Origin of the sequence: Fibrobacter sp. (assembly GCA_017503015.1) — a bacterium.
Taxonomy (GTDB): domain Bacteria; phylum Fibrobacterota; class Fibrobacteria; order Fibrobacterales; family Fibrobacteraceae; genus Fibrobacter.
Window position 1 is genome coordinate 18339 of sequence record JAFVTX010000029.1, and the last position, 14390, is coordinate 32728.

Consider the following 14390-nt stretch of genomic DNA (forward strand, 5'->3'; position numbering starts at 1 on the left):
GGCGAGTTTTTTTTACTTCGCAGAACGTTTCGCCCGCAGGTCGTCTATAATCGGGCGGGCGATGCAGGCCAGGTTCATGGCTGTTCCGATAAGAATCAAGACGCTTGCGCAGTAAATACCCACTCCCGGATCCACGCGGAGCACATTCATACCGATAGCATTGCAGAGAGCGCCAATCTGGGATAGTACCGCCCATAGCGAAAACATAGAAAGCATACCCAATGCAAGAGAGCCCAGGGAAGCATAATAGCCCAAAGGGGCAAGCAGGGCAAAGACCGCAGCCAAAAACAGCGCCGCCGCAATCCCGAACAAATGAAGCATAGGCTCCATCTTCGGGAAGTTAGGGATAAAGTCCTTGAACCGTTCAATAGACCTAGGATTACCCTCTTCCATCTTCTTGAGCAAGCTCGTTGCCGGTTCCTTGAGTTCGGTACCCAAGTCAAGACCAAGAGCGATTTCGTACATGGAGGGTTCCGCAATAACCTGCTCGGTGCAAGATACATTTGCCAACGGCATCAACAAACCCAAAATGGCCAATAGATAAGGTAAGCCAACCAGCCTCTGGAAAAGCCTAAAATACTTGTTGGGCATTACTTACCTATAACATCCAGGGGATACACGCAACGGAATCCAAGTGTTTCAGACCAATACCTGGGGTCTTCGTCATCCCGGACAGACATATTAAGCATCTTTTCCTTGTCTTTCCAGGAACCGCCCTTGTAAACCCTAGAGGAGCCGAACAGTGCGCCTGTCGGGTTAGAAGATTCCACCCAGAACGAAAGCATAAAGTACTTGTCACGAGTCCATTCGGCAACGTTTCCGGACATATCGTAGATGCCCCAGGCATTGGGCTTCTTGGTAGCCACCTGCTGTGGTCCGTAGGCTTCATCTTCTTTACGCTTGTTGTAGGAATTTTCCCTGTAAATGGCGTAAACAGATGGATCCGGAACAGAATCCAGCACCCAGGGTGATCCTTCGATACTCCCCGCACGGCCTGCAAATTCCCACTGGGCCTCAGTCGGCAGGTCACCCCCGTTCACCTGGCACACCTTGCGGGCATTTTCCCAGTTAATGTTGTGGACCGGCTTTTGCGGGTGGAAGAAGGTTGACTTGTCCTTGACCCGTTCGGCAGAATCAACACGGAGCATAATTTTTTCCATGAGTTCCTGAGTCATTTCGGTCACCATGATAGCGAAGGGCGACATTTCTACCACGTTGCCGTAATAACGGAAGGATCCAGAATCCAGAACCACCAACTTGCCACGGAGGGGGTCATTCACGATCTTTTTCAGCGAAGGTTCCGCCACGCTCGAAGAAGACACAACCACTTCTGAAGAAGACGAGCTCACCACAGCCTCGGACGAAGAAGAAACTTCTTCTACCGCAGGAGGAACGGGCTTCGGGAACAACCAGTCCTGGACTTCCTGCTGTTCAAAAATGTACTGGGGCAGCATAAAGCTTCCCTGGGCTTCAATAATTTGGTCGCCAACTTGGACTTCCAGTTTCACATAGCGGTAATGATGCCTCGTGATGCCGTTGGCACCATAAATCCACACGGGCTTGTTGTTCTGCAGGGATACGATGATTCTGGCGCCCCCTTCTGGGGAGGCAAGCATTGCCGCCAAGGAATCGGAAGCATAGCCCGGAACATGTCCTTTCCAGGTCACGTCATAACGGTTCACCGGCTGGCTAAACTTGAGAATCAGGAAATCTGCCTGAGCCTGAGCCTTAGCCTCAACGGGTGTTGCAGAAGCACTAGAAGCAGGAACGCCAGCAACTGGAGCTGTCGCAGAATCAGCCTTAACCGTAGAGTCCGCAGCTGCCGCAGAAGCAGTGGGAGCCGTAGAAGCTGCAGGTGCGGCAGGAGGTGCCGGATAAACAAGAACCGCACCAGCAGGCTCTGGCAAAGTGGTAACCGTATCGTAGAAGATGGAATCGGGAACCAGGTAGAACCGAGCCGGCAAGGCATGGAGACTATCGAATTTTTGCTTAAAGGCCTGGTCTACGGCAGAAACGCCAGACATTTTCGACTTACGCCACAAGTCCAGGGCCTCCGCATGCACAACGTCGTACCGGATCGAGTAAGCCTGATACGTGGGATCGTTCATCTCCAAACCTACAGAAACAGCCTGTTTCTTGGCCGGGTAAACCTTGGCAAAATCATTTGTGTCCACAGAATTGAGCACGGTGATGAGTTCACCCACATATTTGTCGTAAAGAACTTCCGTATACTCAAGATTCGGGGTGGCGGCAACCTGATCCACCGTCACGGACACCGGGCTTGCCGCAGGAGCCGTTGTCCGAAGTTGAACAAGATTGGGCTTGAAAAGCAGTGTCTTTCCACTCTGGACCATACCGATATCGGTAAAAGGCATATAGCCGTCAGCCGAGAACACAAAGGCGTAAGGGCCCGGAACTACAGGGGATATCGTCTTGGCCACATTGCGGAGCTTGGTATCAAGGGATGAAATCTTTATAGACTTGATGGAGCTTTCCACCTTGATAACACCCGGGAGCGGGTCTTCGTTCAGCACCTGCCAGCGCCCATTTTTCATAAAAAGCAGCTTGGGCACTCTAGGAGAATAGATGTAGTCCTTGTCGAAGTAGATATACTTTTCGTCCTGGAAGGCCTTGGAATTCTTGGTCGGATAAAAGCGCATCCGGAGGACATCAAAAACGGTGAGCTGGTTCTTCTCCAGGCTAAAGGCATGAAGATTGCCATAAACCGCGGGATTCACCTTGCCCTGAACCCAGTAGTATTCCTTAGGCGACTTCTTGTAGCGCAAAAAGAGGGCATTGTCCTTCAGGGGTAGAGCGGGGGCGATTGTGGTCACAGAACCGGGAATCCTGATTGCCATCTCCGGGAAGGGCTCAAAAAGTTCACCCTCCTTATACTGGTCCATGGACACCCTAAACATCTTGTCGCCATCGGCAAGAGCCAACGCCGGCAACAAAAGCAAAACGGGCAGAATGCGCAACAAATGCATAATCGCTCCTATAAATTCTCCTAAACACCGCCTCCCGGCGGTTATTTCCAAAAAAGATAATTACTTGGGACGATTTACGTCCTCAAAAAGCCGCTCCAACAGCCGAAAAATCAGCTATTTACGCCCATTTTCAGCAAATAACCGCCCTGGCTACCGCCGGTGGGGCCCAATTCCACCTTCCAGTCCGCCATGCGGATAATGTCGGGGTGGTGCTCGATGACAATCAGGGTGTCGCCACGGGCAGACAAACGGCGCAACAGGTTCCAGAGAATCTGGATATCCTTCAGGTGGAGCCCCGTAGTGGGTTCGTCCAGCAGGTACACCATCTCCCCCGCCGATTTCCGGGAAAGTTCCGCCGCAAGTTTCAGCCGCTGGGATTCACCGCCCGAAAGGGTGGTGACCGGCTGGCCGAGCCTCAGGTAGCCGAGGCCCACGTCCCGCAGGCATTCCAGCTTGGGCAAGATTTTCGGCTGGTCCTTGAAGAACTCGCAGGCTTCGTCGATACGCAGGTCCAGAACGTCGGCGATGTTCTTGCCCTTGAAAGTAACCGTAAGGGTTTCCTGGTTGTAACGCTTGCCGCCGCAGACTTCGCAGGTTTCCCAGATGTCCGAAAGGAAATGCATTTCCACCGAGATGGCGCCGCGACCTTCGCAGGCTTCGCAGCGGCCACGGGCCAAGTTGTAACTGAAACGGCCGTAGTCAAAACCCTTCACCTTGGCCTGTGGCAGTTTGGCGAATAGCTTGCGTATGTCGTCAAACACGCCCGTGTAGCTCGCGGGCGTGCTGCGAGGCGTTCCGGAGATTGGGCTCTGGTCCACCAGCAACACCTCGCCGCTCTGCTTCTTGCGACCACGGGCCTGGAACTTCTTTTTGAGAGCCGGGAAAATTTCGTCAACCACCATGGAGCTCTTGCCCGAGCCGGACACGCCACAGACCACGCTAATGGCGCCCTTCGGGAACTTGACGGACAAGATCTTCAGGTTGTTTTTCTTGAGCCCCTTGAACTCGTAGAACTCCGAATCTTCGGTAACGGGGCGAACCGCCATCTGGTTTGTCACGGGAATAGAGCCCGTAAGGTACTTGACGGTCTCGCTCCGGGGGAACTGCTGCAGGGCGTAGGGTTTGGAAAGTTGCTTTGGAGAGCCTTCCGCCACCACCTCACCGCCAAATTCACCAGCAGCAGGACCCATATCGATAATGTGGTCCGCCGCCTGCATCATCTTCATGTCGTGTTCCACCACCACCAGGGTGTTTCCCAGGTCCCGCAGGCGGTACAGAGAATCCAGCAGCTTGGCGGTATCGCTTTCGTGGAGGCCTACCGTGGGTTCGTCCAAAACGTAGAGCACTCCTTCGAGACCGCTACCGATCTGGCTTGCGAGACGGATACGCTGGGACTCGCCACCGCTCAGGGTGTCGCCTGCACGGTCAAGCCCGATGTAGCCAAGTCCCACGCTGATGAGGAATTCCAGACGGCCGATGATTTCACGGAACAGGGGTTCCGCTACCGTCTTCTTGCTTTCACCGTTCTTTTCGCCCTTGAAATTTACATGGGTGAACCAGTCCAGGGCCTCGGAAATACTCATGTGGTGGACATCCATGATATTCTTGCCCGCGATACGCACGGCAAGGTATTCGGGCTTGAGCCTTTCCCCGTGGCAATCGGGGCAGACTTCGCCATCCTTGAAATGTCCGAGACCAAGGCAGGTATCGCAGGCGCCCCAGTGGGTATTGAAACTGAAATGCTTGGGGTTGAGGGCAGAATCCATGTACCAGCCGCAATCGGGGCAGCCCGGCTTTTCGGAACAGGCGAGGCGTCCGCCCTTTTCGTCTTCTACGTACAGGATTCCATTTCCGTCGCGATAGCCCCGTTCAAAGGCCTCCACCAAGCGGGCACGGTTGGATTCCTTGACCACCACGCAGTCCACCACGGCCAAAAGCTGGCGCTCCCGGGTAGGGATTTTCGGCAGCGGAAGCTCCACCAGTTTCTTGCCCAGGTAAGCCTTGCGGTAACCCTTTTCTGTCAAGATTTTAGACAACTTAATTACATCGTTGATTTCGAAGGGAGCAAGGACCGTCACCATCTTGTTCAGGTCACGGTCAAAGGCATACTGCATAAGGTCACCCGCGGAGTACGAATCCACGGGTTTCCCGCAATGCAAGCAATGCGGCGTGCCGACCCTCGCCCACAAAATGCGGAAATAGTCGTAAATCTCGGTGAGGGTCGCCACCGTACTCCGCGGACTTTTGCTGGCGCTTTTCTGGTCGATGGCGATAGCCGGGGCAAGTCCCGTGATGGAATCGATGCTCCCGTGGTCGGGGCGGCCAAGGAAGCGACGGGCGTAAGTACTGAGGGTTTCTACAAAGCGACGCTGGCCTTCGCTAAAGAGGGTATGGAAAGCGAGGCTGGACTTGCCGGAGCCCGAAACTCCGGTGATTACCGTAAGCTTGTGCCGGGGAATAGTGACGTCGATGTTTTTCAGGTTGTGCTTGCGGGCGCCGTGGACCTCCATATCCAGGGAGTAAGCCTCCCCCGCCTTGAGGGACCTGTCGAACTGCTTGTTCTCCCCATGCTTTTTCAAAAGCACAGGCGCCAGGTATTTGCCGGTCTGGCTTTTCTTGTTCTTTGCAATCTGCTCCGGAGTACCTACGGCCACGATGCGTCCGCCGCCTACACCCGCTTCGGGCCCGAGGTCGATAATCCAGTCGGCGCACTTGATTACATCCAGATTGTGCTCAATGACCACCACGCTGTTCCCGAGACTCCGCAAGCGGTTCAGGCATTCCAAGAGCCTGCGGATATCTTCAAAGTGCAGACCCGTAGTGGGTTCGTCCAGCAGGTAAAGGGTCTTGCCCGTGCCCGGGCGACGCAGTTCCGAGGCAATCTTGATGCGCTGGGCCTCACCGCCGCTGAGGGTGGTAGAAGGCTGGCCAAGCGTCAGGTAACCCAGGCCCACTTCCTTGAGCAAGTTCAAGGGTTCTGCAATTTTTGGCAGGTCCTTGAAAAATTCCGCCGCATCGGCAATGCTCATTTCCAGAATCTCGGAAATATTCTTGCCCTTGAAATAGATTTCGCGGGTGGCATCGTTAAAACGCTTGCCGTCGCACACATCGCAGGTCACCTGCACACTGGGCAAAATGTGCATGTCCACCACTTTTATGCCCGCCCCTTCGCAAGCGTCACAGCGGCCGCCCTTCACGTTAAAGCTGAAACGGCTCTTGGTGTAGCCACGGACCTTGCTTTCGGGCAGGCTACCGAACAGGTCGCGGATATCGTCCCAAATTTTCGTGTAGGTCGCCGGATTGCTCCGGGGCGTGCGACCGATAGGCGTCTGGTCAATTTCAATTACCTTGTCGATGTTCTCGAGCCCTTCCAGATGGTCGAACTTACCTACAGGCTCTTCGGAGTTGTAAAACACCCGGGCAAGTTCACGACGCAGAATCTGGTTTACGAGAGTGCTCTTGCCAGAGCCGGAAACGCCGGTAACTACGGTAAAGGCTCCGTCCAGCGGGATTTCCACGTCGATGTTCTTCAGGTTGTTCTCAGACGCGCCACAGATTTTCAGCTTGGGGGTATTCTTGTCAATCCTCTTGCGGTTTGCCGGAATCTCGATGGCCTTGCGACCGCTCAGGTAGGCACCCGTAAGCGAAGACTTGTTCTTTTCCAGTTCTTCTACAGTTCCGGCCGCCAAAATCCGGCCACCCTCTACGCCAGCGCCGGGCCCTACGTCTATGACGCAGTCGGCGTGACGCATGGTGTCTTCGTCGTGCTCCACGATGACCAGGCTGTTGCCCTGGGCACGCAGGTGCTCCAGCATTTCCAAAAGCTTGTCGTTATCCCGCGGGTGAAGCCCGATGCTGGGTTCGTCCAGAATGTAAAGCACCCCCTGGAGCCCTGCCCCTACGGCACTGGCCAGGCGGATTCGCTGGGCCTCGCCGCCGCTCAGGGTAGAAGCCTTGCGGCTGATGTTCAGGTAGCCAAGGCCAACCGTCTTCAAGAAATTCAGGCGACCCCGGATTTCGCGGAAGATTTCCTTGCCTATCCGCAATTCCTTTTCGGAAAGTTTCAGGCCGTTGAAAAAGTCGGCGGACTTATCGACGGACCAATCCGTCAGTTCCGTGATATTGTGGCCATGAAACTCCACCGCATTCGCCATGCGGTTGATGCGGGTACCCCCGCACTCGGGACAGACTCCGATTTTCATGAACTTGCGGAAATGGAAAATATGCCACATGTCCCACAGTTCCTGCATCACGGAGACCACTCCGCTTTCGTTGCCGCTGGGAGGGCCGTACAAGAAGGCATGGCGCTGCTTTTCGGTCAGCTTTTTCCAGGGAGTATCCAGGGAGCAGTGCATTTCGTTGGCGATAGTCCGCAAGTTCCGCCAGCCGAAATCAGAAAAGATAATCGTGCCCGTGTCCTTCTTTTGACAAGCAAAACAGCCCTGCTTGATAGATAGGTTCGGGTCGGGCACTACCAGGTTCAGGTCGAACTCGCAACTTTCTCCCAAGCCCTTACAGGCGGGGCAACGGCCCTTGGGGTCATTAAAGCTGAAGAACCGGGGTTCCAGTTCCGGAATAGAGATACCGCACTTGGGGCAGGCAAGCTCCGTACCCTGGAGGCGGTATTCCTCCTTCACATTTCCTGCGCCATCCTTGCCCTCGCCCGACGACAGCAAAAAACTCACCAGTTTTCCGTCGGTCAGCTTCAGCGCCCCTTCCAGAGCCTCCCGCAGGCGGCTCATGTTCTTGCGTTCCAAAGTCATGCGGTCGATGACCGCCTCAATGGTATGCTTCTCGTAACGCACCAGGGCAGGCACTTCCTCGATCCTGTAGATTTCGCCATCCACCCGGGCGCGCACAAAACCGTCTTCCTTGAGTTCGGCCAGTTCCTTGCGGTATTCGCCCTTGCGTTCCTGCACAATGGGGGCCATCACCGTAATCTGCTTGCCCTCGTCGCCTACATACAAATTATCTACAATCTGGTCCACGGTCTGAGCCTTGATGACCCGGCCGCACTTGGGGCAGTGGGGCACGCCCAGTCGGGCAAAAAGCAGGCGGTAATGGTCCAGAATCTCTACCACCGTACCCACAGTACTGCGGGGGTTCCGGTTCACCGTTTTCTGGTCAATGGAAATCGTGGGCGAAATGCCGCGAACGCTCTCCACCTCGGGGTGTTTCATGCGGCCGATGAACTGACGGGCATAAACAGACAGCGATTCAACAAAACGGCGCTGGCCTTCTTGGAAGACCGTATCAAAGGCAAGGCTGGACTTGCCCGAACCCGAAACGCCGGTCACCACCACGATAGAATCGCGAGGAATCTTCAAATCCACATGTTGCAGGTTGTGTTCATGGGCGTCGCGAATATCAATAAACTTGGTCATAGAATTAAAAATGAGAAATTTTTTCGACCACAAAGATAGTGAACATTTGGATATTATTCAAGTTCCATTTTGCTTACCTTGCCAAAAAAGGGCTTTTTAGCTATATTCGGCACTCACCTAACGGGGATATAGCTCAGTTGGTAGAGCGACAGGTTCGCAATCTGTAGGTCATGGGTTCGACTCCCACTATCTCCACTCAAAAGAGGCAGACAAAAGTCTGCCTCTTTTTTACATAACAAGACCGTTCGCGCTAAATTTCGGTGCAAATTCTCCGGCCTGCGCTCACTCTCGCAACCACGCCTCGTTAATACGAGGCGTTTGTTGCTCACGATTGGTCGGCATTTGCCAGCCTTTTGTTTTTGAGTTTTGCACGGTAATCAAACCGCACCTAGGCAAAATAGACGAAACTGGTCTTTTTCAGTTCCTTCAGGGACGTCAGCACCGCATGGTCCGGGCCGTTCAGGGCAGACAGCGCAGAACAGATGCTTTGCTCCAGTTCGGCTTCACTTTGCCCGTGGAACATGGCGTAAACATTATAGGGGAAACCTCCGAAAGGGCTGCGCTCGTAGCAGTGGGAAACGTGAGGATCTTCGGCCAACAATGCTCCCGCCCGTTCCGCATCCGCGACGGCAAGGCACACCATGGCGTTTGCATCAAAACCCGCCTGCTGGTGTCTGAGGACCGCCCCGAATCTGCGCATGATTTTTTGATCCAAGTCACCGCGGATTTCGGCGACGTCTATTCCCAAATCAGAGAAGGGCGTTTTGGTGTGGGGAATATCCTGGCACAGGAGGTTGATCCGGCGACGGTCCTTTGCCTCAGGGACAAAGGGTTCGGCACCTTTGGCAACCGGCCTTTCCGTGACCCGAGCTGCCGCAACCTGGCCCGACGCATCTGCAGAACTCCGCGACGCAGACTTCATCACCGTGTTTATCTTGAACATCTTGCTGGCCGAGAGCACATGGGCATCGTGCAGGACGGTTTCCGCCTCCAACCCCCGAACCGTTTCCTGAATTTCGGATTCCGACCGGGCGATGACGGTGAACCAAACGTTGTAGGCGTGACTGCGGACATAGTTGTGTGTGATGGCAGGAATCTTATCCACCGCCGCAGCAAAACCTTCCAGTTTATCTTCGCTCACCACTCCCGTGCAGAGTCTGGAGATGTAGCCCAACCTGCGGGAGTCATAGACGCCACCCAGGCGACGGATGACGCCGGACTTGCGAAGGCGTTCCACGCTATCGAAAGCCTCTTCTTCTGAAACGCCAAGAAGCCTTCCCAGTGCGGCGTAAGGACGCTCTTCCAGCGGGAAACCGTCCTGGACAATTTCCAGAATTTTCAGGTCTAGAGCTTCCACGAGAATCCCCTACCCCGGATTTCGTCCTTCACGGTTTCGCCCACCTCTACGGTCGCTCCCGCAAACAAGATGGAGTTTTCCACACGAACACCTTCGGGCAGATCCACTCCATTTTGGACAACTGAACAGCCGACCTTCGAAACGCAATCCCGCCGTCTGGAATCGAGACCGTCACCGACCCAGCTGTTCAGCCCCAGTTCCTGCAGGCGGGCGTCGCAGGCGGCCTTCAGGCCCGCGGGGCTTCCCATGTCTATCCAGGTGGCGTCCATCTGGCTGCAGTCCACATAAATCGGGTGACCCGCCGCAAGTTCCTGTTTCCAGAATTCACGGATGTCGAACTCACCGTCCTTGATGCGGGCAAGGGCCGCATCGCTGTACCAGGACACTCCCGAGAAGGTGGCGGGCTTGCCCTGTTCTGAACCGAAACGGCCAGCAACTCCTGCCAAGTGTCCGTTTCCGTCAACACGGAAGGTATTTACCTGAGGGAACTCCACCGCCAAGAGCGCCACGTCGCAGCGGTCGCGGCGGGCGTTCTCCATAAATTTATTCAAGTCAAAACGACAGTAGGCGTCGCCGTTCATCACCAGGAGCCCGCCGCGGTAACCTTCGTTGTATATGCGTTTCAGGGGGCCTGCGGTCCCGAGGATTTCCGGCTCTTCCCAGACCTTCTCGAACCCGAGACGCGAACCTTCGGCTATCACCTGTTCTGCAAGGTAGTGAGCGTTAGCGTGGAGACGCACAGGCCCAAGCTCCCTGGCACGAATCGCCTGGATTTCCAGGATGCTCTTGTCCACCACGGGCACCAACGGCTTGGGCATGTCTTCGGTCAAGGGCCGAAGCCTCGTGCCGAGGCCAGCCGCAAGAATCAAGACGTTGAGTTTTTCCCTTTCCAAATTCTTCTCTTTCGTTTCGTTATAATAAGGGCCAAGTAAAAAACGCCCACAGGTCATACCCGAGGACGTTAAAAATAATCAAACCATCACGGGACTACTCGCCGGTGCGGTAGTTGGGGGCTTCCTTGGTAATCGTCACGTCATGGGGGTGAGATTCACGGAGGCCTGCACCCGTAATGCGTACGAAGGTCGCCTTCTTGTAGAGTTCTTCGAGGTTAGCAGCACCGGCATAACCCATGGCAGAATGGATACCGCCAATCAGCTGGTAAACGGTGTCGCGGAGGGGGCCCTTGTAGGGCACACGGCCTTCGATGCCTTCGGGAACGAACTTGCGGGGTTCCTGGACGCCACCCTGGAAGTAACGGTCGGCAGAACCGGCCTTCATGGCACCGAGGGAACCCATACCGCGGTAGCTCTTGTAGCTACGGCCATCGGCGAGAATGACTTCGCCCGGAGCTTCTTCGGTTCCGGCAAACAAGGAGCCCACCATCACGGCATGACCACCGGCAGCGAGAGCCTTCACGATGTCGCCCGAGAACTTGAGGCCACCGTCGGCAATGATCTTCACGCCGACCTTGCGGGCCATCTTGCCGCATTCCACCACGGCGGAGAACTGCGGGTAACCCACACCGGCAACAATACGCGTGGTGCAGATGGAGCCCGGACCGATACCCACCTTCACGATGTTCGCGCCGCACTTGGCAAGTTCCGCAACCGCTTCCGGAGTGCAGACGTTGCCTGCGCAAATCGTGAGTTTCGGATACTTCTTGCGGACAGTCTTCACCATATTGCGCACGCCGATGTGGTGGCCGTGAGCCGTATCGATAATGAGCAGGTCCACGCCGGCGTCCACCAGGGCAGCCACGCGTTCGAGAGTATTTGCAGAAGTGCTCACGGCAGCGCCAACGAGCAACTGGCCGTTCTTGTCGAGGCTAGCGTTGGGGTTGTTTTCGCGTTTCAGAATGTCCGTCATGGTGATAAGGCCCTTCAGGGCGCCAGAGGCATCCACCAGCGGGAGCTTCTCGATGCGCTTTTCGGCGAGGATTTCCTTCGCCTTAGCAAGGCTCACCTTGGGGCTTGCCGTCACCGGATTCTTGGTCATCACGGAACTGATCTTCACGTTCATGTCGCTCACGGTGCGGAGGTCGCGGCTGGTAAGCATGCCCACAAGTTTACCCTTCGAGAGAATCGGGAAACCGCTCACCTTGTTCTTGGCGCGCAGTTCAAAAGCAGCGGAGACCGGCTGGTCGGCATCGAGGGTCACCGGATTCACAACGATACCGGACTGCCACCGCTTGACCTTGCGGACTTCTTCGGCCTGTTCTTCAACGCTCATGTTCTTGTGGATAATGCCGATACCACCCTGCAGGGCGAGGGAAATGGCCAAAGGAGCCGTAGTCACGGTGTCCATGGCGGCACTGATGATAGGAATGTTCAGCTTGATGTTGGGAGCGAGCTGGGTGCTCACGTCGGTCTGGGCCGGCAAAACAGAAGATTCAGCGGGAACAAGAAGGACGTCGTCAAACGTCAGGGCTTCTGGCAAAAGTTTCATAATAGACCTCTCTTGCGTAGTAAATATAGAAAAAAAGAGGCTAGGGTCTAGGGTTTAGGGGCTAGAAAAAAGCGTAAAAAAAGCCTACAGCGAAAACACCCGTTTGATGTCGTCCACCCGTTCCGTTACCGTAAGGGCGAGCTTCAACAGTACCGCCGCCTTCTGAGGCGCAAGTCTCCCTGCGCAAATACAGCCGGGAGCAAGAGTTTCGTTCAATGTCACCAGCCCGTGATGGGTGCGGCTCGCTATGACCACGGGAATGTCGATACGCTCCAAAACCTTGGCCCAGGCCTGGCTGAACTCGCCCGAGCCCGCCCCCGCAATCACAAGGCCGTCCGAAACACAGGAGGCGTATTCCAGCACCTTCGGGTTTGCATCTACCGTAAAATAGACCACGTTCACCCGAGGCAGTTCCTGGAGTTTCGACACGTCAAAAAAGTTCTGCTCCTTGAGGGCATTCCAGTTGGAGCCTTCGCCGGGAGCGTCCACCCCCATAGCGTTTATGGCCGAGGCGCTGCACTTTTGCACGCCGCGGGCATCGAAGAGCTCCCCAGCAAAGAAAACCCACACCAGGTTTGCCGGAGGGTCGTCGTCGATGGCAAATCCCACCGCCGCACGGACTGCTCCCAAGAGGTTCGCCGGGCCGTCGGGATCCTTCGCCGTGGCAGGCTTCATGGAACCTGTCAAGACCACCGGTTTTTCGCACTTGACCGTAAGGCTTATAAAATAGGCCGTCTCGTCCATGGTGTCGGTACCGTGGGTCACCACGATTCCGTCGACGGTTTCGTCTTCTTGCAGTTCCCTGATGCGGTTCGATAGCTTAATCCATAGTTTGTCCGTAATGTCGTCGGAATTCACGTTGCAGATTTGCTCCGCCGTGACTTCGGCGTATTCCGAAAGTTCGGGCACGGACTTTACCAGGTCTTCGGCAGAAATCTGCCCCGGAACATAGCCCGTGCTCTTGCCGGGCTCGCCTACGCCGGCAATGGTTCCGCCGGTGGCCAAAATTGCAATTCGCTTCTTTCCGCTTGCCATCTTTCCCCCTACAAGTCCCGCGACGAAACGTTACCCGAGTTAGACTTCTCGTCACCTAATTCGTGCTTTCCGCCGCCCATCTTCTTGAACTTCTCGCGGATGAGTTGCAAGTCGTGCTGGTAAGGATTCCGCTTGAAATCTTCAAAAGCCCAGGCCGTAGGGTGGAACTGCCCCTTGGCATAAGTCAAGAGCATGTCCAGCCACACGCCTCCACCGGCGTAAAGCTTGAAGGGTCCCCGCTTGTAACTGGGGAGTACCACCTTGTCCAGGTCCATGTAGCCGATGTCGATGTTCACCCGGCGGGCATCGGGGTGTGCCACAGACGCCATAGTCAACTCCAGAGCGTTGCTCCGTTCTTTTTCGAGAGCGATGGTCTCCGGCGGAATTTCCTTTTCAAATGATACAACTCCACGATACAGACCTTCCCCCATCTCGGGCGTGTAATAGGGAGTCTGGTCGAAGGGAAACAACTTTCCCCTGTGGCGGATACTCCCCCAGGTGCGTTCCAGGGCGTCAATCACCTCCGGAAGCCACTCGGGCCCCGGCTGCAGCACAAAGGCCAGCAGTTGCGCATTTTCCGAAAATTGCGATGCTTTCACCTTGCCCCCACTACTTGCCGTTGTAGCGTTCCATGCACTTTTCCATACCGAGCTTGAAATAGCATTCCACCAGGGCGGGAACTTTCGCGATGGCCTCTTCGAAAACGGGCCGGTCCTCGGGCGAAAACTTCGCCAGCACCCAGTCACTCAGGTCGAACTTGGGCGGACACTTGCCCACGCCAAAACGGATTCGCGGGAACTTATCGCCCACATGCTCGATGATGTTCCGAAGCCCGTTTTGCCCACCGTGACTGCCGTCCTTGCGGCAACGGATGCGTCCCACGTCCAGATTGACATCGTCGCTGAATACCAGCAGATGGTCCACCTTCACCTTGTACCAGGTCATCAGGGCCTGCACCGCCTCGCCAGACAAGTTCATGTAGGTCTGGGGCTTCACCAGCAGGCAATCCTCCCCCGCGATGTTCACCTTCATGGTAAGCGACTTGTGCTCGCATTTCCAATCCTTGTTCGGGTCGGCCAATTTCTCGACGGCCATAAAGCCCGCGTTGTGATGGGTGTTGCTATACTGGGTTCCAGGGTTTCCGAGTCCGACGATGAGATACATACTAGTGGTGAGTGGTGA

At 55.5% G+C, this 14390-nt stretch carries 9 protein-coding genes and 1 tRNA gene; 1 reads left to right on the forward strand and 9 read right to left on the reverse strand.

The window, feature by feature from the left end; genetic code table 11:
* Nucleotides 1-12 precede the first annotated feature (12 nt).
* From IKB43_05490 to uvrA, 3 genes are all read right to left on the reverse strand, one after another.
* Nucleotides 13-516 carry a hypothetical protein gene (locus IKB43_05490; protein ID MBR2469591.1) on the reverse strand — a complete coding sequence of 168 codons (504 nt, stop codon included), beginning with the start codon at nt 514-516 and terminating at the stop codon, nt 13-15.
* A 74-nt stretch (nt 517-590) separates the two neighbouring features.
* On the reverse strand, nt 591-2987 hold the full coding sequence (locus tag IKB43_05495) for a formylglycine-generating enzyme family protein (protein ID MBR2469592.1): 2397 nt from the start codon (nt 2985-2987) through the stop codon (nt 591-593).
* Nucleotides 2988-3097: 110 nt separating this feature from the next.
* Complete coding sequence (gene uvrA / locus IKB43_05500) at nt 3098-8371, reverse strand: excinuclease ABC subunit UvrA (GenBank protein ID MBR2469593.1); 5274 nt, start codon at nt 8369-8371, stop codon at nt 3098-3100.
* Nucleotides 8372-8493: 122 nt separating this feature from the next.
* On the opposite strand from uvrA, the gene IKB43_05505 reads away from it, so the two are divergent.
* Nucleotides 8494-8566 (forward strand) — tRNA-Ala (locus IKB43_05505).
* Nucleotides 8567-8759: 193 nt separating this feature from the next.
* On the opposite strand, the gene IKB43_05510 is transcribed toward IKB43_05505, so the two are convergent.
* The 6 genes from IKB43_05510 to IKB43_05535 all read right to left on the reverse strand — a co-directional run.
* Nucleotides 8760-9734, reverse strand: a complete 975-nt coding sequence (locus IKB43_05510; protein ID MBR2469594.1) for an Lrp/AsnC family transcriptional regulator — start codon at nt 9732-9734, stop codon at nt 8760-8762.
* Nucleotides 9716-10678 (reverse strand): NTP transferase domain-containing protein, encoded by a 963-nt coding sequence (locus IKB43_05515; protein ID MBR2469595.1) that lies wholly within the window; start codon nt 10676-10678, stop codon nt 9716-9718. The genes IKB43_05510 and IKB43_05515 overlap by 19 nt, the downstream gene beginning before the upstream one ends.
* A 37-nt stretch (nt 10679-10715) precedes the next feature.
* Nucleotides 10716-12173 carry an IMP dehydrogenase gene (gene guaB / locus IKB43_05520; GenBank protein MBR2469596.1) on the reverse strand — a complete coding sequence of 486 codons (1458 nt, stop codon included), beginning with the start codon at nt 12171-12173 and terminating at the stop codon, nt 10716-10718.
* A gap of 84 nt (nt 12174-12257) precedes the next feature.
* Nucleotides 12258-13208: an asparaginase gene (locus tag IKB43_05525; GenBank protein ID MBR2469597.1), complete on the reverse strand. Its 951-nt coding sequence runs from the start codon at nt 13206-13208 to the stop codon at nt 12258-12260.
* Between the two features lie 8 nt (nt 13209-13216).
* Complete coding sequence (locus IKB43_05530) at nt 13217-13807, reverse strand: DUF4416 family protein (protein ID MBR2469598.1); 591 nt, start codon at nt 13805-13807, stop codon at nt 13217-13219.
* Between the two features lie 10 nt (nt 13808-13817).
* Nucleotides 13818-14390 (reverse strand): aminoacyl-tRNA hydrolase (locus IKB43_05535; GenBank protein ID MBR2469599.1); only part of this gene is annotated, 573 nt, incomplete at its 5' end.

Bases quoted from the DNA above. Each gene is read 5' to 3' on its own strand.
- uvrA (MBR2469593.1), bottom strand. From the start codon at position 8,371: ATGACCAAGTTTATTGATATTCGCGACGCCCATGAACACAACCTGCAA.
- IKB43_05495 (MBR2469592.1), bottom strand. From the start codon at position 2,987: ATGCATTTGTTGCGCATTCTGCCCGTTTTGCTTTTGTTGCCGGCGTTG.
- IKB43_05515 (MBR2469595.1), bottom strand. From the start codon at position 10,678: ATGACCTGTGGGCGTTTTTTACTTGGCCCTTATTATAACGAAACGAAA.
- IKB43_05490 (MBR2469591.1), bottom strand. From the start codon at position 516: ATGCCGTTGGCAAATGTATCTTGCACCGAGCAGGTTATTGCGGAACCC.
- guaB (MBR2469596.1), bottom strand. From the start codon at position 12,173: ATGAAACTTTTGCCAGAAGCCCTGACGTTTGACGACGTCCTTCTTGTT.
- IKB43_05525 (MBR2469597.1), bottom strand. From the start codon at position 13,208: ATGGCAAGCGGAAAGAAGCGAATTGCAATTTTGGCCACCGGCGGAACC.